The organism is Streptomyces fractus, from assembly GCF_049844455.1.
In the GTDB taxonomy this organism is placed as follows: Bacteria; Actinomycetota; Actinomycetes; order Streptomycetales; family Streptomycetaceae; genus Streptomyces; species Streptomyces fractus.
Genome location: NZ_JBMYHI010000001.1, coordinates 180,517 through 202,989 on the forward strand (window position 1 = coordinate 180,517; position 22,473 = coordinate 202,989).

Annotated in this window: 20 protein-coding genes; 12 read left to right on the forward strand and 8 right to left on the reverse strand. The window is 69.3% G+C overall.

All coding sequences use genetic code 11. The features are described 5' to 3' along the window. Positions 1-48 precede the first annotated feature (48 nt). Positions 49-249 (forward strand): hypothetical protein, encoded by a 201-nt coding sequence (locus tag ACP4E5_RS00950; protein WP_425824741.1) that lies wholly within the window; start codon positions 49-51, stop codon positions 247-249. Between the two features lie 289 nt (positions 250-538). Next, positions 539-2,767 (forward strand): glycosyltransferase family 4 protein, encoded by a 2,229-nt coding sequence (locus ACP4E5_RS00955; RefSeq protein WP_425824742.1) that lies wholly within the window; start codon positions 539-541, stop codon positions 2,765-2,767. A gap of 70 nt (positions 2,768-2,837) precedes the next feature. Here the strand turns inward: ACP4E5_RS00955 and ACP4E5_RS00960 are convergent, their stop codons facing one another. The 4 genes from ACP4E5_RS00960 to ACP4E5_RS00975 all read right to left on the reverse strand — a co-directional run bounded on the left by ACP4E5_RS00960 (position 2,838) and on the right by ACP4E5_RS00975 (position 6,001). Further along, positions 2,838-3,899 (reverse strand): rod shape-determining protein, encoded by a 1,062-nt coding sequence (locus ACP4E5_RS00960; protein WP_425824743.1) that lies wholly within the window; start codon positions 3,897-3,899, stop codon positions 2,838-2,840. Between the two features lie 334 nt (positions 3,900-4,233). After that, positions 4,234-5,355, reverse strand: a complete 1,122-nt coding sequence (locus tag ACP4E5_RS00965) for a serine/threonine-protein kinase (protein ID WP_425824744.1) — start codon at positions 5,353-5,355, stop codon at positions 4,234-4,236. Next, positions 5,352-5,708 carry a hypothetical protein gene (locus ACP4E5_RS00970; RefSeq protein WP_425824745.1) on the reverse strand — a complete coding sequence of 119 codons (357 nt, stop codon included), beginning with the start codon at positions 5,706-5,708 and terminating at the stop codon, positions 5,352-5,354. The genes ACP4E5_RS00965 and ACP4E5_RS00970 overlap by 4 nt, the downstream gene beginning before the upstream one ends. Positions 5,709-5,755: 47 nt before the next feature. Next, on the reverse strand, positions 5,756-6,001 hold the full coding sequence (locus ACP4E5_RS00975; protein WP_425824746.1) for a hypothetical protein: 246 nt from the start codon (positions 5,999-6,001) through the stop codon (positions 5,756-5,758). Between the two features lie 232 nt (positions 6,002-6,233). On the opposite strand from ACP4E5_RS00975, the gene ACP4E5_RS00980 reads away from it, so the two are divergent. The 6 genes from ACP4E5_RS00980 (at position 6,234) to ACP4E5_RS01005 (ending at position 12,128) form a co-directional block, all read left to right on the forward strand. Continuing rightward, complete coding sequence (locus ACP4E5_RS00980; protein WP_425824747.1) at positions 6,234-7,118, forward strand: ParA family protein; 885 nt, start codon at positions 6,234-6,236, stop codon at positions 7,116-7,118. Next, positions 7,111-7,911 carry a hypothetical protein gene (locus ACP4E5_RS00985; RefSeq protein WP_425824748.1) on the forward strand — a complete coding sequence of 267 codons (801 nt, stop codon included), beginning with the start codon at positions 7,111-7,113 and terminating at the stop codon, positions 7,909-7,911. The genes ACP4E5_RS00980 and ACP4E5_RS00985 overlap by 8 nt, the downstream gene beginning before the upstream one ends. A 287-nt stretch (positions 7,912-8,198) precedes the next feature. Continuing rightward, positions 8,199-8,666 (forward strand): hypothetical protein, encoded by a 468-nt coding sequence (locus tag ACP4E5_RS00990; protein WP_425824749.1) that lies wholly within the window; start codon positions 8,199-8,201, stop codon positions 8,664-8,666. Positions 8,667-9,099: 433 nt separating this feature from the next. After that, positions 9,100-10,146, forward strand: a complete 1,047-nt coding sequence (locus ACP4E5_RS00995) for a helix-turn-helix domain-containing protein (RefSeq protein WP_425824750.1) — start codon at positions 9,100-9,102, stop codon at positions 10,144-10,146. Between the two features lie 83 nt (positions 10,147-10,229). Beyond that, positions 10,230-10,940 (forward strand): response regulator transcription factor, encoded by a 711-nt coding sequence (locus ACP4E5_RS01000; protein ID WP_425824751.1) that lies wholly within the window; start codon positions 10,230-10,232, stop codon positions 10,938-10,940. A 147-nt stretch (positions 10,941-11,087) separates the two neighbouring features. Continuing rightward, on the forward strand, positions 11,088-12,128 hold the full coding sequence (locus ACP4E5_RS01005; protein WP_425824752.1) for a hypothetical protein: 1,041 nt from the start codon (positions 11,088-11,090) through the stop codon (positions 12,126-12,128). A 36-nt stretch (positions 12,129-12,164) separates the two neighbouring features. On the opposite strand, the gene ACP4E5_RS01010 is transcribed toward ACP4E5_RS01005, so the two are convergent. Genes ACP4E5_RS01010 through ACP4E5_RS01020 form a run of 3 tightly spaced genes read right to left on the reverse strand, consistent with a single transcriptional unit; the run spans position 12,165 to position 15,474 of the window. Beyond that, a complete protein-coding gene (locus ACP4E5_RS01010; protein ID WP_425824753.1) occupies positions 12,165-12,806 on the reverse strand; it encodes a lytic transglycosylase domain-containing protein in 642 nt (213 codons plus the stop codon). Then, entirely contained in the window at positions 12,803-13,948 is a 1,146-nt protein-coding gene (locus ACP4E5_RS01015; protein ID WP_425824754.1) for a serine/threonine-protein kinase, read from the reverse strand. Before ACP4E5_RS01015 ends, ACP4E5_RS01010 begins: the two co-directional genes overlap by 4 nt. A gap of 56 nt (positions 13,949-14,004) precedes the next feature. Continuing rightward, positions 14,005-15,474, reverse strand: coding sequence for a hypothetical protein (locus ACP4E5_RS01020; RefSeq protein WP_425824755.1), 1,470 nt, complete (start codon positions 15,472-15,474; stop codon positions 14,005-14,007). Between the two features lie 472 nt (positions 15,475-15,946). On the opposite strand from ACP4E5_RS01020, the gene ACP4E5_RS01025 reads away from it, so the two are divergent. Beyond that, complete coding sequence (locus ACP4E5_RS01025; RefSeq protein ID WP_425824756.1) at positions 15,947-17,665, forward strand: MDR family MFS transporter; 1,719 nt, start codon at positions 15,947-15,949, stop codon at positions 17,663-17,665. Positions 17,666-17,679: 14 nt separating this feature from the next. Here ACP4E5_RS01025 and ACP4E5_RS01030 read toward each other — a convergent pair whose 3' ends face one another. Then, positions 17,680-18,885 (reverse strand): RNA-guided endonuclease InsQ/TnpB family protein, encoded by a 1,206-nt coding sequence (locus ACP4E5_RS01030; RefSeq protein WP_425824757.1) that lies wholly within the window; start codon positions 18,883-18,885, stop codon positions 17,680-17,682. A 155-nt stretch (positions 18,886-19,040) separates the two neighbouring features. Here ACP4E5_RS01030 and ACP4E5_RS01035 point away from each other — a divergent pair, with 155 nt between their 5' ends. From ACP4E5_RS01035 to ACP4E5_RS01045, 3 genes are read left to right on the forward strand one after another with little or no spacing between them, the layout of a single operon-like run. After that, entirely contained in the window at positions 19,041-19,481 is a 441-nt protein-coding gene (locus ACP4E5_RS01035; protein ID WP_425824758.1) for a cell division protein SepF, read from the forward strand. Between the two features lie 3 nt (positions 19,482-19,484). Next, a complete protein-coding gene (lepB, locus tag ACP4E5_RS01040) occupies positions 19,485-20,183 on the forward strand; it encodes a signal peptidase I (RefSeq protein ID WP_425824759.1) in 699 nt (232 codons plus the stop codon). 50 nt (positions 20,184-20,233) lie between these two features. Next, a complete protein-coding gene (locus ACP4E5_RS01045; protein WP_425824760.1) occupies positions 20,234-22,432 on the forward strand; it encodes a DUF6049 family protein in 2,199 nt (732 codons plus the stop codon). Positions 22,433-22,473: the final 41 nt, after the last annotated feature.

The window sequence follows — 22,473 nt, forward strand, 5'->3', positions numbered from 1 at the left end:
AGAGGTGCCAGGTCGCATAGGAGAGCACGAAACCAAGGGCTTGACGCTTTGGCTGCCGAACCGGAGCGTCCCGACGTCCTGGATTGTCGGCGGCGGGTGAACCGTAGCGTTCAGCCGTCGTCGACACTGGATCACCCCGCCAACCAGCAGATCCTCACGGCCTTGGCCGATGCACGACTGAAGCGCCTGGTCAGCCGGGGAATCCTCCTCGAGCCCGACCCCGGCCTGCTCGCCTGCCCCGGCACCTGAAGCACGTCCCTCGCCCGTGACCCGCGACTCTTGTTCAATCTCACCTACGAGACAGACAAGAGGTCACGTACCGCACTCTGACAACGCGACACCCCGGCCCCTCAGCCGATCACGGATCACACGATCCGATCGACCAGGACCCTCGTAAGGGTCTCCTCTTGGCCAGCAATCGTCGACCTTGGATGACCTCTTCGGTATGACCCACGCGGCAAAATTTTCATGTGATCCGGGCTTTTAACGTGATCCGGGCCAAGCCCCTCGCCGCCAGAATCGAATGGGTGTTCCGTCCATGAAGGTCAGCTTCCTCCTCTTCAATGCCTACGGCATCGGCGGAACCATACGGTCCACGATGAATCTGGCAGGCGCACTGGCCGAGGCGGGCCACGCGGTCGAGATCGTTTCCGTTATCCGGACCAAGGACCGCCCTGCCCTGCCGACCGTGCACGGCGTGCGGCTGGTGTCCCTGGTCGAGACGCGTCGCACCGCGCCTGGGTTCGACCAGGACCACGACCCCCGGGAGCGCCCCTCTCAGCTGTATCCCAAGGATGACGGCCCCTACAAACTGTCCAGCACGCTCACCGACGAGCGCATCGTCCAGTGGCTGCGTGACACCGACGCCGACGTGATCGTGGGAACCCGGCCGGGTCTCAACATCATGCTCTCCCAGTTCGGGCCCAAGCGTGCGCTGCGCATCGGCCAGGAACACCTCACCCACCAGCTACACAAGCCCGCCATCCGGGAGGCCCAGGACGCTGCGATCGGGAATCTCGACGCGTTCACCACGGTGTCGCGCGCTGACGCCGCGTGCTACCGCGAGTTGCTGCCCGACATTGACACCGAGATCCGCTGCGTCCCCAACGGAGTGCCCGTACCCGACCTCGCGCCGTCCACCGGCCGAAACAAGGTTGTGGTCGCCGCCGGTCGCCTCATACCCGTCAAGAACTACCCCCTGCTCGTCGAGGCATTCGGTCACGTCGTGCAAAAGCGCCCCGATTGGTCACTGCGCCTGTACGGGCGCGGCCCTCAGGAGGGCAAGCTGTCCCAGCAGATCCTCGACGCCGGTCTGAGCTCACATGTCCACCTCATGGGTGCCGTCGCTCCCATCGAACCCGAGTGGGCCAAGGGGGCCATCGCCGCAGTCAGCTCAGACGCGGAATCCTTCGGGATGACCCTGGTCGAGGCCATGCACGCCGGGCTTCCCGTGGTCGCCACGGACTGCCCCTACGGCCCCGGTGAGATCATCAGCGACGGGGCCGACGGGCTCCTCGTACCTCCCGGAGACGCCAAAGCTTTCGCCGCCGCTCTGCTGGACCTGATCGAGGACGAAGACCGCCGCCGGGAGATGGCCGCAGGGGCCCGCGCCAAGGCGCTCACCTTCACCCCTCAGGCCGCGGCCGACTGCTTCGTGCGGCTCGTCGGCGATCTCGGACTTCACCCGCACCTCCTCACTCCGACGCCGCAGCGACGTCGCTGGCAGCGCTCCGTGAAGGAAGCAGCACGTCCCGTGCTGCGCTCCACTCTGCGTCAGCCCGTCCTGGGCGCCGCCTTGCGCAGCCTGATGCCCCGGCGTGCCGAACGGCTCAGCCGTCAGCTGGCGTTCAGGCCGAAGGGGCGAGTTGTCGCCGAGCGTGACGGCTCCCTGCTTGTACGGGTCAGCGGCATGAAATCCCAGGCCGCCACTCTCGTCCTGCGCCGGGCTAAGGGGGGCGAGCGCGACGAAGTCCGTGTGCCGCTTGCCGCCGGTTCCCGCGGAGAGCAGGCCAGCCATGCGCGAGTCGGGAGCGAACACTGCCTGGACGAAGGCGAGTGGCGCCTGTACGCCGAGCGCGAGCAGGATGGACTGCGTCGCAAGGTGCAGGCCATCACCGTGGACACCGCACAGCTGGTGCACGCGGAGCCCGTACACCGGGATGGGATGGTCACCTACCGCGTCCCCTTCACCACGGCCGATGGCCGACTGGCCCTCAAGGTGTGGAGCAGGCCCACGCATCTGGAGGTCGACGCCGTCTCCGTGGGCCCGCTGGCCACGACTGTCACGGGACAACTTTTGGGTGTGGCCCTCGGCGACGGCGCCGTCGTCGTCGCCTCCCGGCGCGGCACGCCGGCGCAGTTCCAGGCTCCCGTCGAGCCGGAACGTGACGGGCGCCTGTCCTTCTGCCTCGTGCACTCCGACTTTGCCGAGCAGTGCGCGGTTTCCGGATCGGAGCGCGAGTTCTGGGACCTCCACCTGGTCCAGGACGATGTCCGCGTCCGTATCGGACGTATCGGGGGCGACCTTGCTCAGCGCAAGGCAACCGACCGCATGCCTCCGGCGTTCTGCGAACTCCCTGATCGGCGCGTCCGGGTCCGCCCCTACTTGACCGACAACAATGCCCTGGCCATGAATGTGAGCGAAGCACCGCCGGCGCAGGCAGCGCACTCCACTCCGGAAGGTGCTGAGCCGACTGCCCTGTTGATCGAGCCCGTGGAACTGCCGCGCATCCCAGAGGACCAGGTGGCCCCGGCCTCCGCCGCCTGACCGCCCCGGCCGCAGCGCGTTCCCCGCATGCGCGGGGTGCCGCGCAAGTCGCCCCCGGGAACCGCCGGCCTCAGCGGGACAGGTCCAACAGGCTCTGGAGGGTGTCGAATTCCTCGGCGCACTTGCCGGTGCCGAGGGCCACGCAGTCCAGGGGGCTGTCGGCGGTGCGGCAGGCGATGCCGGTGGAGTCGGTGATGCGGGAGGCGAGGCCGGGCAGGAGGGCGCCGCCGCCGGTGAGGACGATGCCGCGTTCCGCGATGTCACCGGCGAGTTCGGGCGGACACTGCTCGAAGGTCTCAAGGACACCGGCGATGATCATCAAGACCAGTTCTTCAAGGGCCCGGCGGGTGTCCGTGGCAGTGAGCTGGAGCGTACGGGGCATGCCGCCGGCCTTCTCCCGGCCCCGGACGGTGAAGACCTTGTCCTCGAGGTCGATGTGCTCGACGTCCGGCCAGGCCGAGCCGACCTCGACCTTGATGTCCTCGGCAGTGCGTTCGCCGATGAGCAGGCCGTACTCGCGGCGGACGTAGTCCCTGACGGCGGCATCCATACGGTCACCGCCGACACGCAGGGAACGGGCGGTGACGATGCCTCCAAGAGAGATCACGGCGACCTCGGTGGTGCCGCCGCCGAGGTCCACCACCATCGTGCCGCGCGGCTCGGCGACCGGCAGCCCGGCGCCGATCGCCGCCGCCATCGGTTCCTCGACGAGATATACGGATTTCGCGCCGGCCTGTACAGAGGCCTGCTCTATGGCGCGGCGTTCGACCGGGGTGACCCCGCTGGGCACGCACACCACCATCCGGGCGCGGGAGCGCCGCCCGGGGAGGGCCTTGTTCAAGAAGTGCCGGATCATCTGCTCGGTGGCGTCGAAATCGGAGATCACGCCGTCCTTGAGGGGGCGGATGGCGACGATCGAGCCGGGGGTGCGGCCGATGGTCTCCTTGGCGGCGGCACCGACTGCGATCACGGTGTTGCTGCGCTGCTCGACGGCGACCACCGAGGGCTCGTTCAGGACGATGCCGTGCCCGCACGCGTACACCAGGGTGTTGGCGGTGCCGAGGTCGATGCCGATGTCACGGCTGCCGATTCGGGCGGTGCGGCCGGGGGCGTCCGCGGTGTCCTGAGTCATGTGGTCTCCCTGCGTCCTCAAGGATGCAATTGCTGGTCAAGAGACGGTACGTAGGGGGTGGGCCGCGGTGTGAGGACGGCGCGTCGAAGAGGCCGTACCGGGCCCGGACGGCGGATCTGTTCCGCGCTGCGGGGCACGCGCCAAGGGCCAGGAACAGCGCGGTGGAGATCGGAGAGGCAGGCTGCGTCCCAGGGCGCCCAGCGGGGCCGGCGCACCATGCCGGGGAGCCGGCCCACGAAGGCGGCGACGGCGTCGACCTGGGTGGGCATGGCGGTGATTCCTCACTGGGCGAGTGGACGGTGCTCGGGAGGGTGGGGGAGCTGGGGCCGACCGGTCACTGGGTGGCGGCCAAGCCGAGGGAGATCAGCAGGGTCACGCTGACGAAGACCACCAGGCGCTGCAGAAGCAGTTGGGGGTCCGCGACGATGCGACGCCGGGAGCGCTGGACGCGGGGATCGGGGCCCCTGTTCCTCGGTGCCCGAGTGGGCGCAGCCACGGGCGTCTGCGGGGGCGGAGGGGTGGGGCTGCGAGGCCGTTCGCGGGTGGTGTTGGTCGCCGGGAGAGCGGCGGTCCCGGCGACCTCGTGGAGGAAGTCGGCGAGTTCCTGGGCGGTGGGGCGCTCGGCGGGTTCCTTGGCCAGGCAGGCGCCCAGCGCTTCACGCAGGGGGGTGGGCACGGTGGCGAGGTCCGGTTCCTCGTGGACCACGCGGTAGAGCATGGCCTCCGAGCTGCCGTGTCCGAAGGGGGATTCGCCGGTGGTGGCGAACACCAGGGTGGAGGCGAGGGTGAAGACGTCCGTGGCGGCGGTGACCGGGTTGCCGCGGACCTGCTCGGGGGCGAGGAATCCGGGGGAGCCGACCGCGGTGCCGACATGGGTGAGTGCGCTGGAGCCGGTGGACCAGGCGATCCCGAAGTCGATGATCCGCGGCCCTTTGGGGGAGAGCAGGATGTTGGACGGTTTGAGGTCGCGGTGGACGACGCCGGCGGCGTGCACCGACTCCAGGCCGGCGGCGATCCGGGCGCCGTGCAGTGCGGCATCCTCGATGCTCATCGGGCCGTGCTCGGTGACATGGGCGTAGAGGGAGGGACCGGAGACGTACTGGGTGGCGAACCAGGGGTGGTCGGTCTCCAGATCGGCGGCGACCAGGCGCGCGATGCAGCCGCTGCGGATCCGGCGGGCGGCCTCGACCTCGCGGGCGAAGCGGGAGCGGAACTCGCGGTTCCCGGCCAGTTCGGGGCGGATCACCTTCAGTGCCACGCGTCGACGCTGGGAGTTCACTCCGAGGTAGACCACGCCCATCCCGCCCGCACCGAGCCTGCGGACAAGGCGGAAGCCGCCGATCAGCCGCGGGTCGTCGCGGTGCAGGCGGGTTCCGGGCGGAGGGGGAGCGGCCGGGTGACCGCTGTTCCGGGCTCCGGAGGCGCGCTCCAGGACGCGGGCAAGGAGAGCGCTCATCGGGTGGCGGCTTCCGGTGCGGACAGACCCGGGCCGGGGGCGACCTGGAGGGTACGCAGTTCGCGGAAGCTCCTGCACTCAGCGGCAGCCACCGGGACGGCCAGCAGGGTGCCGAGCGGTCCGGCCAGGTCGGCAGCCGTGTCGGCCAGGACGGCCCCGACGCCAGGTATGCAGGCACCCTTCTCCGGGCGGGCGCCGTCACGGGGCAGGAAGAAGGTCATTGCCATGGTCAGGACTGTGCCGACGAGGACTTTAGCGGCGATATCGAGGCCGGTGACCGCGCCCTTGGCGGCGGGCAGCGAGGGCGGCCGGTGTCCGTTGGCGCCGGTGGCGGCGGCGCGGGAGGTCTCCATGTCTGTCGCGTCGTCTCGTACGTTCTCGCGCCCGCCGTCCTGTGCCGTCAGTCGGTGAGGGCGTGGTGCTCGCGACCGGCCGCGAAACTGGAGGGGCTGGCCAGTGAGGAGACCGGGGGGCGCTCGACGGTGCTGGTGTGGCACAGGAGGTGGTACGCCTCGTGGACGTACGCGACGCGCTCGGTGAGGTCGAGGGCGGGGTAGTACGACTTCAACCGGGCCACGGAGTCCTGCGGGGAGAGGCGTATCTCGTGCAGCAGGAAAGTGGCCTTCTGGACTATCTGCGCTTCCACGAACCCGCCTCTTTATTAATTCCAGACTGAGTTTTCCTATACTTACAGGAATTTGACTGGATATTTCCAGGACAGCTAGGAAGATACCTGTATTGATGTTAATTGAGTAGTTCATGCCTGTGATGGGCGTGGAGCTCGACAAGTAGGGATACGAGTAGCTCGATTGGTAGTTAATGATGGTGAAACGTTATGTTTGGTGTGAGAAAGGGCGTTTTCAGGAAGGGAGCGATGCGTGCAGGTCATCTCCGTAGCGAGTCAGAAGGGTGGCGTCGGGAAGACCAGCACCACCGTGAACCTCGCGTGCAGGCTGGCGATGGGGGGCGCCGGGGTCCTGGTGGTGGACCTGGAGGCCCAGGCACAGGCGGGGACCGCACTCGGAGTGAACCTCCGCGGTGATCAGGCCAGCCGGTCGCTGGGCTGGCTGCTCCAGGCCAAGATGCAGAACGTCCCCACCGCACCGCTCGCCGAGACCATGTACGACGTGAGCGGGGTCCTCACGGACTACGAGGGCGCGGGGCGGTTCTGTGTCCTGGCCGCCGAGGAGGCGACCATGACCGCCGCGCAGAACATGTTCGTGGTGCACGGATACCGCGCGACCCCGCTCCTGCGCCGCCTACTACTCGCGGAGGCGACGGACTTCGACTACGTCCTGATCGACACCCCGCCCGCGGTCTCCTCCCTCAACGCGGTCGGTGCGGCCGCCTCCGACCAGGTACTCACCCTCTGCAATCCCGAATACCCCACGGTCAAGGGCGCGTTCATCCTCAAGAGCGCGGTGGAGCAGATCAAGGAGCACACCCAGGGGGAGTGCCGTCCGGAATTCCTCGGCGCGGTGATGAACCGTTCCAACCCCGAGTCCTCCTGGACGGTGCAGGACGTGGAGATCCGTAACGCGATGGTCGAGGGCGCCTTGATGCCCTTCGTCACGGACATCCGCAGGGACGTGCGGATATCGGAGTCCTTCATTCACGGCCGTCCGGCGGTGGTGCGGTTTCTGAACCACGCGCCGGGCAAGCAGTACACCGCTCTGCTCGAGGAGATCCTGGACCGGTCGCAGCGGCCCCGGTCCGCCTGGGTGAGCGCACCTCTGGTCGAGGAGGTGAGGTTCCATGCCTGAGCACGAGCAGAACGAGACGCGCACCGGGCGGTCGGCGCAGTCACCGGCGCGGCGGAAGAAGCAGGTGGCGCCCCTCAAGGGTGCGCAGATCAAACGGAGTTCACCGGTACAGGGGACCAGGGCGGGGCTGCTGGCCTCGGCGGCGATCCAGGGCGCGGAAGAGGTCGTCTCCCGTTCGTACATCGGTGCCCGGACGGAGCACGGTGTGGTTCCCGCGGCGGCTCCTGCCGCGACTACGGAGGAACCCGAAAGCGGTACGCTGTCCGAGCGGCCCGAAGCGCCCGAGAAGACCGAGGCGACCGAGCAACCGGTTCCCCCCGCGGCGGAGGGGGCGCGTGACCGCACGGAGGGGTGGGCGCACCGGGCCGTGCTGGCCTCGGCTCAAGAGGGGATCATCGACCGGAAGCTGGGCTCGGACACCTGGCAGACGCATCCGTTCCGCTTCGCTCCGGACCTGTTCGCGGCGCTGGGGAGCAGGGTCGCGCAGGACCGCGCAGCCTCCGGGCGCCAGGCCCTGACCACCGGGCACTACGTGGACGCGGCGATGCGCCGGCTGCCCGAGGACGTCGAGGCGCAGGTGGCGCTGGCCCGTTCCTTCCTCACCGCACGGTCCGGAGAGGTGGCCCCGGCCCGGCAGTCCGGCTACCGGGTCTCCCCGGAGGTGTACCGCCTGGTCTCCGGGCTGCCGGACGCGCTGCGCGCAGCGCGGCATGGCCGGATCGCCGTCCACGTCTATTCGGCGGCGCTGGACGCGCTGTTGCGCGCGCTGGAAGAAGAGGGCCCGCTGCCCTAGGGCCGCCATCCGTCGGCGTCCGATCCCCGGTCCGCCCGACGCACCCCCTATAGAAAATTTGCAGTAGTTAAGTATTGCGCCAGGTAGGGATGCCGGTAGTGATCCATGGAGTGGATGATGTGTCGCGGCAGGAAGGGCGGTTGGGAGGGGGGTAATCCGGTTCAGTGTCCTTGATTCAACACTGTCCCGCCGGCGGGACAGTGTTGCGGCGTAACAGAAATCTGACGCGGCTCCGGTCTATGGTTTGGTCATCGCGATCGTGAAGATCAATATCGGAAGGAGCCGCTGTGTCGCGACGTGTCTCGCTGGCAGCGGTGGCAACGGCCGCCGATGTCAATAACACATGGGTTTGGAAGGCGCGGGATCTGGGGTTGATCAACCCTCTCGCTCTCGACGGCGAGGACGTGATCGTGGTCCAGGTACTGGCCTTCGTCGACCAGCTGGCCTGGCCGGGGCAGCGGCGCTCGCGCAGCGTCTCACGCGACATGGAGCTGTGGCAGACCCTCGCAGTGACCGCGGCCCGGGAGGCCGCCGGTGATCCGCGTACGACGAGCGAGACGGCGCTGTGGGTGATGCCGGACGGAGTGCGTCTGGCCACGACCCCCGGCGAACGCAGCTCGTGCGAGCTCGACCACCTTGCGGGCAAGGTGGCGTTCCGGCTGCCGATCGGACAGTGGGTCGACGATCTGCCCGAGAACTTCCGGGTGGGCATCCGGCCCGCGCTCAAGGCACTTTCCGGGGGGAGCGTGGCATGAAAGAAGCGCTGGCGGACCCTCGCCGGTCCGCCAGCGCCTGGCAGGTGATGCCAAAAACCGGCCTTCGGCCGTGAACCTGAGATGTGACGTCTCAGTCGAGCCGAATGACCGAATTCATCTTCAACCTCGCGTGCGAGGGCTACTTCGTTTCTTCCCAGTCCCGTTGTGCGCCCTCGCGTGCGTTGCAGATTCGGCCTGTCCGGCGCCGCGCCGGACAGGCCGGGATGCGCAGAACAGCGAAAAAGCGAGGCCCATTATGTCCTCATACCATCCCCCGGCACAAGCCCCTGCTTCCCCTCCGCCCCACAGGCCTCCCGCGTGGATCTCCCGTAAACCTCCCGTCAGTGCGCGTGTCGTTCGCCTCATCATCGAAGGCGATCACGAGGGGCGCTACACCCGGGGCAACGAGGACGACGACGGTTACGCGCTGACCATGGCGATAGCCACGGCCGTCTCCCAGCCCGGCCGTGAGTGGATGCCGGCCGATCTCTACGAGGCGCTCGTGCTGCGGCCGACGGCGGCCGGTGAGTGGGTGCGCAAGGTGCAGGTCCGCCGGGGTGCCGACTACGTCATCCGCAAGATCGCGGAGATGCTGCGCAAGGCCCAACGCCTGGTCGCCGCCCGGCCGTTGATCACGGGCCGGGCGGACGCGGCACTCGCTGTCACCGAAATGCGTGACCGCGTCGAGGAGTTCGTCTGGGCGGGGCAGTCCGGAGGCGTCGATCTCAAGAACCTGACGGCCAGGCTGGAGCTCTGCCAGAAGGCGGGCGGTCTCGAACACAACGTCTCGGCGCGCAAGCTCGCGGAACTGATGGGGTGCTCACTGAGCACCGCGCAGAACTCCAACAAGCGGCTGAGGGCGCGGGGTTGGCTCGTCCTGCTGGTCCAGGGCAGAAGGGAAGACGCCTCGCGGTGGGTGGTTCGCCGTCCAGGCGATCCCGGTACACCTCCTGCCCCCCCACGCGGGCAGCTGGGAGGTGTACCGGCTACGCGCACGCTCGCGTCGGTGATGGCGGAGGACGCCTTCCACCACTTCGCACTGGGCACCTCGGGGGCGCGGATTTACTCGGTTCTCGATGCGGCGGAAGGCAGGACGGTCCAGGAACTGGTGGCCGAGACCGGGTACCACCGGCGGACCGTGTGCCGCAGGTTGCAGGATCTGCTGGCAGCGGACCTGGTCTGGGAGGACCAGGGCGTCTACTACCGGTGCCAGTCACCGTCCGAGGCGCCGCTGGACCGGATCGCGCAGGCGTACCGGACCAGGGGCGCTGGGGAGCGCAGGGGCTGGCGGCACGAGGCGCAGCGGCTGGCGTACCGGATGCTGCGCCAGCGCAGGCGTAGGGACCGGGCGCGCAGGCTCGTGCCCGAGGGAGTGGTCGATACGCAGACCGGGGAGCTGAAGGATCCGCGATGGGCGGGGTGGGACGTGAGCGACCCGGCAAGACCGGTGTGGCCGGGGAACAAATCCATTTATATATGACAAATCTCAATAAGGATACAATTGGCTGGTCAGAAGGAGGTCGACTTCGGGCACCCGATGAAGAAGACGAAGGCGGAGGAATCATGAGCGACACCCACATGATCAAGGTGGCGGTGGTCGACGATCAGGAGCTGATCCGGGAAGGGACGAAGGCCATCCTCGAAACGGCTGACGACATCCGGATCGTCGGCGAGGCGGAGGACGGTGCCACCGCCGTCCCGATGTGCCGTGAAGCCCAGCCGGATGTGGTGCTGATGGACCTGCACATGCCCCGGATCGGGGGTGTCACCGCGACGCGGCGGCTGCTCTCCCTGGAACCGGCCCCCCGGGTGATCGCCCTCACCACGCTCGACGACGACGAGGCGATCCTCAGCGTCCTGGAGGCCGGCGCGGTGGGCTACCTGCTCAAGCAGCTGCGCCCGGTCGAACTTCTGCAGGCGGTCCGTACCGCTGCCGTCGGCGGCACCGTCTTCGCCGACCCCATCACCAAGCGGCTGATCAGCCGGAGCCGGAAGATCCGCGGGCAGGGCATGTTCGGTGACGCGGCCGAACGGCTCGGACTGCTCGGCGACAGGGAGCGTGAGGTGCTCGCCTGCCTCGGGCAGGGCATGACCAACGCGGACATCGCCGCTCAGCTGTTCATGAGCCCGTCCAGCGTGAAGACCTACGTCTCGAGGATGCTGGCCAAGCTCGCGCTGGACAACCGGACCCAGGCGGCTCTGCTCGCCCAGTACATGGACATGGACATGACCCCGTCGGCAGGCGGGTACGAGGGGCAGCCCACTGTCCACTAAAGAGGACGGTTCGCACGGGTCTGGTGCACCACCCTGGGCACTGTTGAGACTCGTACGAGGTGGTGGTCCATGGTGTTCCCCGAACTGTCCGACCGGAGACATGCGTCGCGCTCCGGTTTCCTGCCCCCCAGGCCGCCGACGCGACTGATGCGTGGACAGCTCAGCGCCCTGGACGTGACGGCCAAGGTTGTGAGCCGGTGCACCGACCCCGAGGCGGCGCGAGCCGTCGTGCGGGAGTACGAGAAGACCGGCGGGTACACCGCGATCCGCAACGGCCTGAACAAGAACTCCCTCCGCAGCAGGGACGGCATCGCTGTGCGGCTCGCGGTGATCGCCGCCGGATGCGGCTGGGAACCGGGTGACCCGTGGCCCGGCCCCGGCGAGGCGCCCGAAGGATTCCGGGAACTGTGGGAAGTGATCCGTCAGTTGTCCGGCGTGCAGCGGCTCGTCTCGCTGCCGGTCATCGCCTTCGGGAACTGGGCCCCGACGCACAAGCGGCGCTCTCCGCCGCCGCCGGGCCGACTGGTCCGCAGCCAGAACATCCAGCCGTTGTTCTCCTTCGCCGCGCCTGGTGCGCAGCCCTCCCGGCTGGATGCACTCATGCTGTCTGCGCTGCGGATCGAGGCACACGGCGCGTGGGTCCACGAGCTTGCACCCGCCGTACGCCGGGTGGAGATGCGGTCGGCCAACGTCGCAGAGATCCTGCACCGGTTGATCCGGATCCTGGACTACCTGGACGCGGTGGTCCGCTCCGAGTGGCACGACGTACTTGCTGCGGCGCCCACCGCGCAGCAGCGCGCTGCAGCCGCACTGCTCAGCTCGGGCCCGCACACCGGCATCCCCGACCGGCTGATGCTTCCGGTCCTGCAGCTCGTCGACTCGATGACCGGGATCGGCCCGGCCCGGCGCCGTGCCCACGGCACGCGTGACGGTGCCCGCCGCTGTCTCGGCCCGGAGCAGCAGACCCTGGTGCTCGGCCTGGAACGCTACGGCACCCGGCTGCGGGCCGTAGCCCAGGCCGACGACCGCACCGGCGACCTCTACTACCGGATGCTGTGCTCCCTGGAACGGTTGAAGCACCACTATCTGCTACTCGTGGAGGCCGCGGTCGGCGAGGAGCAGCAGCTAGCGACGGAGCAGCGGCAGGACGTGACGGACGGGTCGGTCGTACTGGCCGCGGCGGCCTGACCCTCGTACACAATCCTCCGGTCGGCGGGACCGGTTCTACGAGGCCGAGGTACCGCCGGCCGAGGCCGGGAGGGTGCGGGCGTACTGCGGAATCAGCGCGTCGATCTTGGTGACGTACTTCTCGGTCTCGGCGATGTCCGGGATGCCGTTCGCGTCGAGGACGGTCGTGGGACCGGCGTTGTAGGCGGCCAGCGCATTGTCGGCGGCGTCGCCGGGCACGGAGGCAGTCTGCCGGAGGAGGGAGCACATGTAGGCGGCCTGCGAGTTGATGGCATCCACCGGGTCCCAGATGCTCGTCTTGCCGTCACCGTCATAGTCACCGCTCCAGTCCGCCCAGGTCTCCGGGGTGAACTGGGCGATGCCCTCGGCCTTGCCCGAGTCGGCCTTCGGGTCCCAGGAACTCTCGGCATCGATCTGCGCGGCGAGCAGCGGCGCGGAGAGCGACGTGCAGGTGGACGAGGCGTCGATCACGGTTTGCCGGTACACGGAGGGGACGGCGAGGGTGGGCGACGGGTCCGGGGTGAGGATCTTCACCAGAGCCGTAATCAGGGTGACGGCCAGCAGTACGGTAAGGGCGAGCCGCAGGGGCCGGCGGCGCAGGAACATCGGCAGGGAAAGCCCGCGCAGCCGGGCGGACAGCCGGGCGACGGCTGGGCGGTTGCCGGTGGCCGGGCTCATGTGTGGAGCCCGAGGAACAGGACGATCAGGCAGGCAATGAGTACGAGGGCGGTCACGGTGACCGCCGCCGTCCAGTTCCGGCCCGCGGCCTCGGGACGATCCGGTCCGGAACCGGACGGGGTCTGGGAAGCCCCCGTCCGGGCCGCACGGGCCTCGGCCTTGGCGATCATGCGGGTGCGGCGGGCCGCGGACAGGGCGACATGGGTGGCCTCGTCGTCAACCGGGGTGTGCGGGACCAGGGGCTGGGCCGGGCCGGCATCGCTGTCCGACGGTTCGGTGGAACGGGATTGCGGGAACGCGCCCGGGGGAGCGAGGTAGGCCATGCCCTCCAAGGCGGGCACGATCTGCCTTAGCTGCTGGGCGAGTTCACCCGCACGCAGCCGGGCGGCCGGAACCTTGGCCAGACAGCTCCGCATGATCTCCCACAGGAACTCCGGACATCCGGCGGGCCGCCCGGGCTCCTGCATGACATGGCGGCGCATCACCCCCGGATCGCCGGAGATACCGAAGGGCGGAGAGCCGGTCAGCATCTCGTACAGGCAAGCGGTGAGGGCGTAGACGTCGGCCGGGCCGCGGGTCTGCAGGCCCTCCACGACCTCTGGCGCGAGATAGGCACCGGAGGCGATCGCGAGGCGCTGCGCGGTGTCGGGCAGCGGGTCGGCCAGGACGCGCAGGCCGAGGCTGGTGAGGAGAGCCGGGGGAGCGCTGCCGTCGGGCGGGGTGTTCTTGAAGTCGAGCAGGATGTTCGCCGGTGTCACGTCCGTGTGGAAGATCTTCACCGCGTGGATCTCTTGGAGCGCCTCGGCGATGTCGGCGGTGACGGACACCGCGTCGGCCGGGGACAGCGGACCGCGCTCGTGCAGGGCGCGTTCCAGGGAGATACCGTGCACCAGGTCCATGACCAGGCCCGCGCGGCCCTCGCCGGCGACCGTGTCACGGACGCTGACCAGATGGGGGTTGCGGACGGTCAGCAGATGGCGGTGGCTGCGGTGGAAGTCCTCCATCAGGGCGACCGGGTCGGCGATCTCCGCATGGAGCAGGGCCACGGCCACCGGTCCGTCGGGACCGGTGGCGGACCAGAGCACGGTGAGCGCATCGGTGCCGATCACCTTGCGGGCCGTGTAGGGGGAGGGGTGTGTCATCGGATGTGGGGTGGGGGCATGGCGGTGGACACGGTCTCCGGGGCGGGGTGGGGGAATCAGGCGGCGGTGCGCGCGATTCCGGGTGCGGGCGGGGTGAGGTCACGCTGGCGACGGGCGAGTTGACGGACCGTCGTGTCGAGAGGTGATACCGGTGCGGCGGCCTGCTCTGTCGGTTGTGCGGCCGGTGTGGACCGGGCCCTGGAGACCGGGGCCCGGGCGTTGAGGACCCGCTGGGCGGAGACACCGAGCCGAGCGCGGAACGCGGAGCCGGTGATGCCGAACAGGGCGAAGTGGTCGAGTTCGGCGCGGAGCACGTCGTCGGTCAGGTTTCCCACCCACCGGGTGCGGCCGTCCGCCGGGCGGATGCCCACCGGGATGGCGTCGGGGTCGTCGATGTGGTGGCCGGAGGCGCGGTCGTCGTCGTCATGGTCCCAGGCCAGCGGCGGCGCCCAGCCGGCGGCCAGGGCGCGGGCGCGGGAGATGTCCGAGGGGCCGGGGCGGTGGGAGAGCTCCTGCCAGGCGGTGAGCACCGCGGTCCGGATGGCGGGGGTGATGTGCCCGGTGCGTGCTGCGCGGCACAGCGCGGTGCTCTTCGGGCCGCCGCACACCTGGTGGATCTCGGCGAACGGCCAGCCCAGTACGCCCAGCGCGCGCAGCCGCCGGGTCAGGCCGGTTTCGGTGATGGGGTCGTTGAGCCGGATCGCGGGCGGCGGCAGTTCGCTGAGCGCCAGGATCGGCCCGGCCAGGGAGACCTGGACGTGGCGGGTACGGCCCTCGTGCACCGCGGAGTACAGCGCCCGCAGTGAGGATGCGTGGACCCCGGCCGCCTTGGCGACGCCGGCCAGGGTGGCGTTGGTGTGGCGGCCGAGCAGGGCGTCGATGTGGGCTACCACGGGAGCGGCGTCGAGCAGGTCGCGCCGGGGCGCGCGGCTCGGCCGGCGGGGCTGTGGCACGGGGACGGTGGTTCCGATGCGCAGTACACGCGCGGCGAGTTCGGCGTCGACCGTGGCGCACGGGTCGTCGGCCCGCCGCAGGACGCGGCTGAGTGCGGTGTCGCTGGTCTGTGTGGCACGGGCGATGGTCCGCAGCGCGAGCTTGGGGTGTTCGGCCTGCAACTTCATCAGGTGGGCGGCGAGCGGGCCGACCGGAATCTGGCCCGATTGGGCGCGGCGGCCGGTGGCCAGGGGACCTTCGAGTTCCTGCGAGGTGAGCGCGAGCAGCCGCTCGGCGGTGTCCGCGCGGATGATCGGCGGCCGGCTGGAGTGGTGTTCCGGCCCGGCGAGGCGGCTGATGGCGTCGCGCAGCGTGGACTCCGCCATGTCGACAGCTCGGGCCACGGAGGACAGCGGGATCCAGGGGCCCAGGGTGCGCAGCTGCTGCACGTGCCGCAGGGCTGCGGTCCCGTCCACGCACCCCGCACGCGGGGTGATGGCCGGGTCGTCGACGCCGCCGGCCGCTGTCCCGGGAGCCGCCTGCGTTGTCCCCAAAGTGGCCGACGGGGTGACGGCATCCGGGACGACGGACATGTGCACGGCACGCCGCGGCTTCGGTGCCACAACGGCCGGGCGCACAGCGGTGGTTCGGGGGAGGGTGCAGACGTCAAGAGTCACTGGCAATCCGTACGGTCGAAGGACAGGGATCTCGGATCTTGTCCGGTGTTCTCCGGAGCACGGCCCGGCCGCGGAGGCTCGCCCCTCGTCCGGATGCACCCGGGCGAGGGCCGTGGTGGCGAAGCTGCCGCGACCGGGCCGACTTCACGTCGTGTGCGGCGCCGGTCTCTCCCGGCCGGCGCCGCACACTGCCCACCTCTTGATCATGTCGCTCGGCACCGTGTCCGGCTGGTCAGCAAGGGTTGACGGTCGGTCGACCCACGTATCCGGAAGTGGCGACCTTCGGCCCCCTGTCGTCCACCTGCGGGTACACCCCTCGCGGCCGCTGGGGAGTGAGGGTGAAGTGAAGTTCGGAGAATTCGGCCAGGACCCAGGAGACAGCACGGCCATGAGTAGCGGTACCGCCCCCGAGGCCGAAGAGACTGTCACCCGCGCAGGCGTGCTGACCCACCGTCAGATCATGGTGATCCTCAGCGGACTGATGCTCGGCATGCTGCTCGCCGCGCTGGACCAGACGATCGTGACCACGTCCATCCGCACCATCGCCGACGACCTGGACGGGCTGAGCCAGCAGGCCTGGGTGACCACCGCCTACCTGATCACCTCGACCGTCACCATGCCGCTGTACGGCAAGCTCTCCGACCTCTACGGCCGCAAGCCCTTCTACCTGACCGCCATCGGCATCTTCATCGCCGGCTCGCTGGCCTGCACCATCTCGACATCCATGGGTGAACTCGCCGCCTTCCGCGCCTTCCAGGGCCTCGGCGCCGGCGGCCTGATGTCCCTCGCGATGGCGATCATCGGCGACCTCGTGCCGCCCCGCGAGCGCGCCCGCTACCAGGGATACATCCTCGCTGTCTTCGCCACCTCCTCCGTCCTCGGGCCACTGATCGGCGGCTTCCTGGCCGGGCAGAGCAGCATCCTCGGCATCACCGGCTGGCGCTGGGTCTTCTTCGTCAACGTGCCCGTCGGCATCGTCGCGTTCCTGGTCGTCGGCAAGGTCCTGAACGTTCCGCACACCCGCCGCGAGGCCCGCGTCGACTGGGGGGGCGCCGCCACGCTGGTGGTCACGACCGTCCCGCTCCTCCTGGTCGCCGAACAGGGCCGGACCTGGGGCTGGACATCGGCCGGATCGATCAGCTGCTACGTGACCGGCGCAGTCGGCCTGGCGGCCTGGTGGCTGACCGAGCGGCGGATGGGTGACGACGCGCTGATCCCGCTACGCCTGTTCGCCTCCACGGTCTTCTCCCGAACCGCCGCCGTCTCCTTCATCATCGGCATGGGCATGTTCGGCGGAATGCTGATGATCCCGCAGTACCTGCAGATCGTGAAGGGCGTCAGCCCCACCGAGGCCGGACTGCTCACCCTGCCGCTCACCGCAGGCATGATCGCCTCCTCGTTGACCTGCGGTCGCTTCATCTCCCGCACCGGCCGCTACCGCAACCTGATCCCCCTCGGCTGCACACTGATCACCACCTCGATGCTGCTCTTCTACGTCTTCATCGACGTGGACAGCCCGGTCGAGGAAGCGATGGCCTTCATGGTCCTGTTCGGCGCCGGACTCGGCTGCTGCATGCAGACCCTGACCCTGACCATCCAAAACGCCGTCCCGCCACGTGACATGGGCGTGGCCACCTCCTCGGCCACCTTCTTCCGACAGATCGGCGCCACCGCGGGCACCGCGGTCTTCTTCTCGGTGCTCTTCGGCACGGTCACCACGAACATCGGCACCGAACTGCAGGAGGCCGCCACCTCCTCGGCCTCCTTCCAAGCCGCCCTCACCGACCCCACCGTGATGGCGAACCCCGTCAACCAGGCCGTTGCCACCCTCCTCACCGACCCCGGCACCGTCGCCGCCACCAACGACTCCTCGATCCTGACCCAGATGGCCCCGGCGCTCGCCCGCCCCTTCGAACAGGGCTTCGCCGACTCCATGCACCTGGTGTTCCTCCTGGTCGCGGTGGTCGTTGCGATCGGAGGGCTGCTGAGCCTGACCATCAGGGAAGTTCCGCTGCGCACCGGATCGGGCCTCGAGGACGCCAAGCGCGACCGGGCGGCCGAAGCAAGCGAGAAGACCGCCGAGACGAAGGAGCGCGCGGAGGATTGACGTCCGCCCCTTCCCTAAGGGGAGGGGATTCCACGGGTCGCCCCGTGGGTTTCCTGCTTCGCCGCCGACTGCCCGCCCGGAGGTCTCCGTTGAGGTCTTACACCAGCTCCACAGGCTGTCACCGTCCGTCCGACGGCCAGCAGGTTCTTCGCCGCGTTCACGTCCCGATCGTGGGTCGTCCCGCAGTCACACGTCCAGGTGCGGACACTGAGCGGCATCTTCTCGCGAAGGGTGCCGCAGGCGGAGCACAGCTTGGAGGACGGGAAGAACCGGTCGACCACGACCAGGTCACGTCCGTACCAGGCGGCCTTGTACTCCAGCATGCTCCGGAACTCGCGCCAGCTCGCATCGGAGATGGCGCGGGCGAGTTTCCGGTTCTTGACCATGTTGCGCACAGTCAGGTCCTCGATCACGAGCGTTTGGTTCTCACGCACGAGCCTCGTGGACAGTTGGTGCAGGCGGTCCCGGCGCCGGTCGGCAATCCGGGCGTACACCTTCGCGACTCTGCGGCGTGCCTTGGTCCGATTGTTCGAGCCCTTGGCCTTACGGGACACATTCCTGTGGGCCTTGGCGAGCCGGGCCCGGTCCCGTCGCTCGTGCCGGGGGTTGGCGATCTTCTCCCCCGTGGAGAGCGTGAGCAGGTGATCGAGGCCGACGTCGATACCAACGGCCCCATCCGTTGCTGTCAGCGGCTTGATGGCCGGGTCTTCGACGAGCAGCGACACGAACCACCGCCCCGCCGCGTCACGGGACACGGTCACTGTGGACGGCGCCGTATTCTCGGGCAGGGGCCTCGACCACACGATGTCCAAAGGTTCGGCCATCTTGGCGAGGGTGAGGCGGCCGTCCCGGAAACGGAACGCGGAGGACGTGTACTCCGCCGACGCGCGGGACTTCTTCCGCGACTTGAAACGCGGGTACTTGGCCCGCTTGCCGAAGAAGTTCGTGTACGCCGTCTGAAGATGCCGCAACGTCTGCTGGAGCGGAACGGACGACACCTCGTTGAGGAACGCCAGTTGCTCCGTCTTCTTCCACGCGGTCAGCATCGCCGACGTTGCGTTGTAGTTGACCCGCTCACCACGGGCCCACGCCTCGGTCCGGGCCTGAAGGGCCATGTTGTAGACCTTGCGCACGCAGCCGAACGTGCGCGACAGCTCGGCCGCCTGCGCATCACTCGGGTAGAAGCGGTACTTGAACGCCCGCTTCACGTGACTGGTCATCCCTCAAATTCTATCGAGTTGCCGTATGAGCCCATGCGGTGGGTGAGTGGTGACGCCGGATCGCCCGGCAGCGATCCGGCTTCCCCCTACTCTGCCCCGCAGAGGCTCCGTTCCCTCCCCCGCCTACAGGCGGGGATATCCACGGAGGAATCCTGATGAGCGGTGGCGACGAGCACGGCGAGACCGGCGGTGCGGACGGCACCGATGCCCAATGGAAGGGGCTGGCCGAGGTGGTTCCGCTGCGCGGTGACAACGAATGGCCGTCCTGGCCCTCCCTGAAGGCCGAGACCTCCGAGCACGGGCAGAGCAGGCGCAAGCTTGCTCTGGTCCGGGTCGGAACCTTCGCCGACGCCCGCACGGTCGCCGAATACCTGATGGCCGAGATCCCCGTCCTGCTCGACCTCAACGAAGCCACCCCCGACGTCGCCCGGCGCGCCCTCGACTTCGTCACCGGGATCATCTTCGGCCTGAACGGCACCATGCACCGGGTCGACAAGCGCACCTTCGTGCTCGCCCCCCCAGGCACCGAGGTCGCCTCCCTCGGCAAGGGAAAGCGGGCCGACGCCAAGCGCGGCACCGAGGAAGGGGCGGCGTAGCCCGTGTCCACCACCCAGACCGGTTCGCACCGCCGCAACACAAGCCGCAAGAAGAACCATAAGAAGGACGCGAAGAAGCGTCCCCTCTACATCGAGATACCGCTCATGCTCGTCATGGGGCTGGTCCTCGCCCTGATCGTCAAAACCTTGCTCTTCCAGGTCTTCACGATCCCCTCCGGTTCCATGGAGAACACGCTGCGGATCGGCGACCGGGTCGCCGTCGACAAGCTCTCCCCGTTGCTCGGTCGGGACCCCGCCGACGGGGACGTAATCGTTTTCGAGGACCCCGACCACTGGCTGGCCGGCGAGGCGGGCACCACCACCCAGGACTACGGCCCCGTCAAGGACACCCTGTCCTTCTTCGGCGTGATCCCGCCCGCGTCCAGCGACCACCTGGTCAAGCGGGTCATCGCCACCGGCGGCCAGACGGTGAAGTGCAGCGGCCAGACCCTGACCGTCGACGGCCAGACCGTCGACGAGCCCTACCTCTATCCCGGCGACAACTCCTGCTCCGGCTGGGGCGACGTCGGCCCGGTCACCGTTCCCCAGGGCTACGTATGGGTGGAAGGCGACCACCGCTCCGACTCCGCGGACTCCCGCTTCCACCAGAACGACGCCCACCAGGGCATGGTCCCGGTCGACGACATCGTGGGCCCGGTCCGTGCCGTCGTCTGGCCCCTCGGCGACCTGAACTGGCTTTGACGGCACGAGGCATCGGCAGGAAGAGGACCACGGCGGCCGGAGCGGCCTCGGTGGTCCTCGCCGTACTCTTCGCCCTCCTGCCGGCCCGCACGGCGACCGCGTACGCACAACCGGCCGCGGCCACGGCCTCCGCGACACCCTCGGCCTCGGTCGGCACCGCGCAGCCGGGCGAGGCCGCCCCCAACACCTGGGGCGACATTTCCATCGCCCTCACCTCCCTCACCCCGCAGGCCCCCCGGCCCGGCGACACCGTCACCGTCAAGGGCACCCTCACCAACACCTCCAACGACACCATCTCCGGCACCACCCTCGCCGTCTCCACAGGCGGCTCCACCCCGCTCACTTCCCGCGCCGCCATCTCCCAGGTCGCCGCCCGAACCTCCCCCTGCGACGGCGACGGCGAGGTCATCACCGACGCCCCCACATACACCGCCGGAGACCTCGATCCGGGCCAGGGCCGTGACTTCACCCTCCAGATCCCCGTGGACGATCTCGCGTACGGATCCACAGCCGGCGTCCACGAGTTCAACCTGGTCGCCCAGGACGACGACGGCACCGAGGTGGGCATCACCCGCACCTTCCTGCCCTGGTTCCCCAACGGCTCCACCGCCTCCGTCACCCCGACCGGCGTCGCCGCGCTCTGGCCGGTCACCGACTCCCCGCACCTCACCGCCTGGGGACAGACCGCCGGAGACAGCGAGCAGCCCGTCTTCACCGACGACGACCTGGCCGGGGAGTTCGCCGAGGGCGGCCGGCTCGACACCGTCGTCTCCGAGGGAGCCTCTGTCGACCTGCCGGTCACCTGGGTCGTCGACCCCGAAATCCTCACCGAGGCAACGCAGATGACCGACGGCTACCGGGTCGCCGCCGACCCCGGCGACGACGCCGTCACCGCCCTGGCCGACTCCACCAAGGGCACCGGACCAGACGCCGCCACCACCTGGCTGGAGCAGGTGAAGGCCGCGGTCAACGACGACAGCGGCTCCGAGGTGGCCGTCCTGCCGTACGGAGATCCCGATCTGGTCTCCCTGGCCCACAACGGCACCGGCGTCCAAGGACTGGCCGCCGCCCTGAACAAGGCCGAGAAACAGGGAGCCCAGATCGTCACCTCCACCCTCGGCGTCGACGGCCCGGACACCACCCTGGCCTGGCCCGACGGCGGCACCCTCGACACCCAGACCCTGGACCTGGCCGAGGACATCGGCGACACCTCCGTGATCGTCGACAGCGACGAGGTAGGCGGCACTTACACCCCCGACGCCGTGCAGAGCGTCGGCGACACCACCGCGCTGGTCGCCGGCTCCGCCCTCACCGAACTGCTCTCCGGCGACCTCACCACCCCCGCCGCCCGCACCATGGCTGAACAGCAGATGCTCGCCGAGACGTTGATGGTCACCCTGGAGCACCCGTCGACCGCCGCGAACCTGGTGATCGCCCCCGACCGGCAGATGTCCGCGGGTGCGGCCGGCGTCCTCGCCGACGTCCTGCAGACCGCCGCCGCGGCCGGCTGGGCCGACCCGGTCACCCTCGACCAGCTGCAGCAGGACGCCACCAACGCCCCGCACCTCACCGTCCCGCACAGCACCAACGCCCCGGGCAGCGACCTCTCCGCCGACGCGATCGCCCAGATCGCGTCCGTCGAGGATCAGCTCACCACACTCCTGCGGGTGGTCTCCGCGCCGCAGCGCACCGCAGACGCCGTGCACAGCGGCATGCTCAGCGCGCTGTCCACCGCCTGGCGCGACGACCCCGCCGGTACGACACACAGCTCCTCGGACACTTCATCCGACGCGGCGAGGACCTACCGTACGAACCTCACCGCATCCCTGACCTCGGCGGCCTCCTCGGTCTCGCTCGTCCCCCGGACCGACGTCACCCTGGCCGGCGACTCGGCCACCCTCCCCATCAGCGTCACCAGCGGGCTGCAGCAGCCAACCGCCCCGCTCACCCTGAAGCTCACCAGCAGCCAGCCGCAGAACCTTCAGGCCGGAACCGACGCGGTCACCGTCACCCCCAAGGCCGGCTCCACCGCCACCGTGCACATCCCCGTCTCGGTCCGTGCCAACGGCCTGGTCGAGGTCACCGCACAGCTCTACACGCCGGACGGGAAGACCTGGGGAGACCCGATGACCTTCACGGTCAGAGTCACTTCGGCCACCACGCCCGCGCTGTGCGTGATCGGTGCGGGGACGCTCTTTGTCGCACTGGCCGTGGTGCGGCGCAAGGTGGTCCGGCGGCGGGCACACTGACCGTCCGTCGCCTGACTCGAGGTCAACTCACCCCTATCACG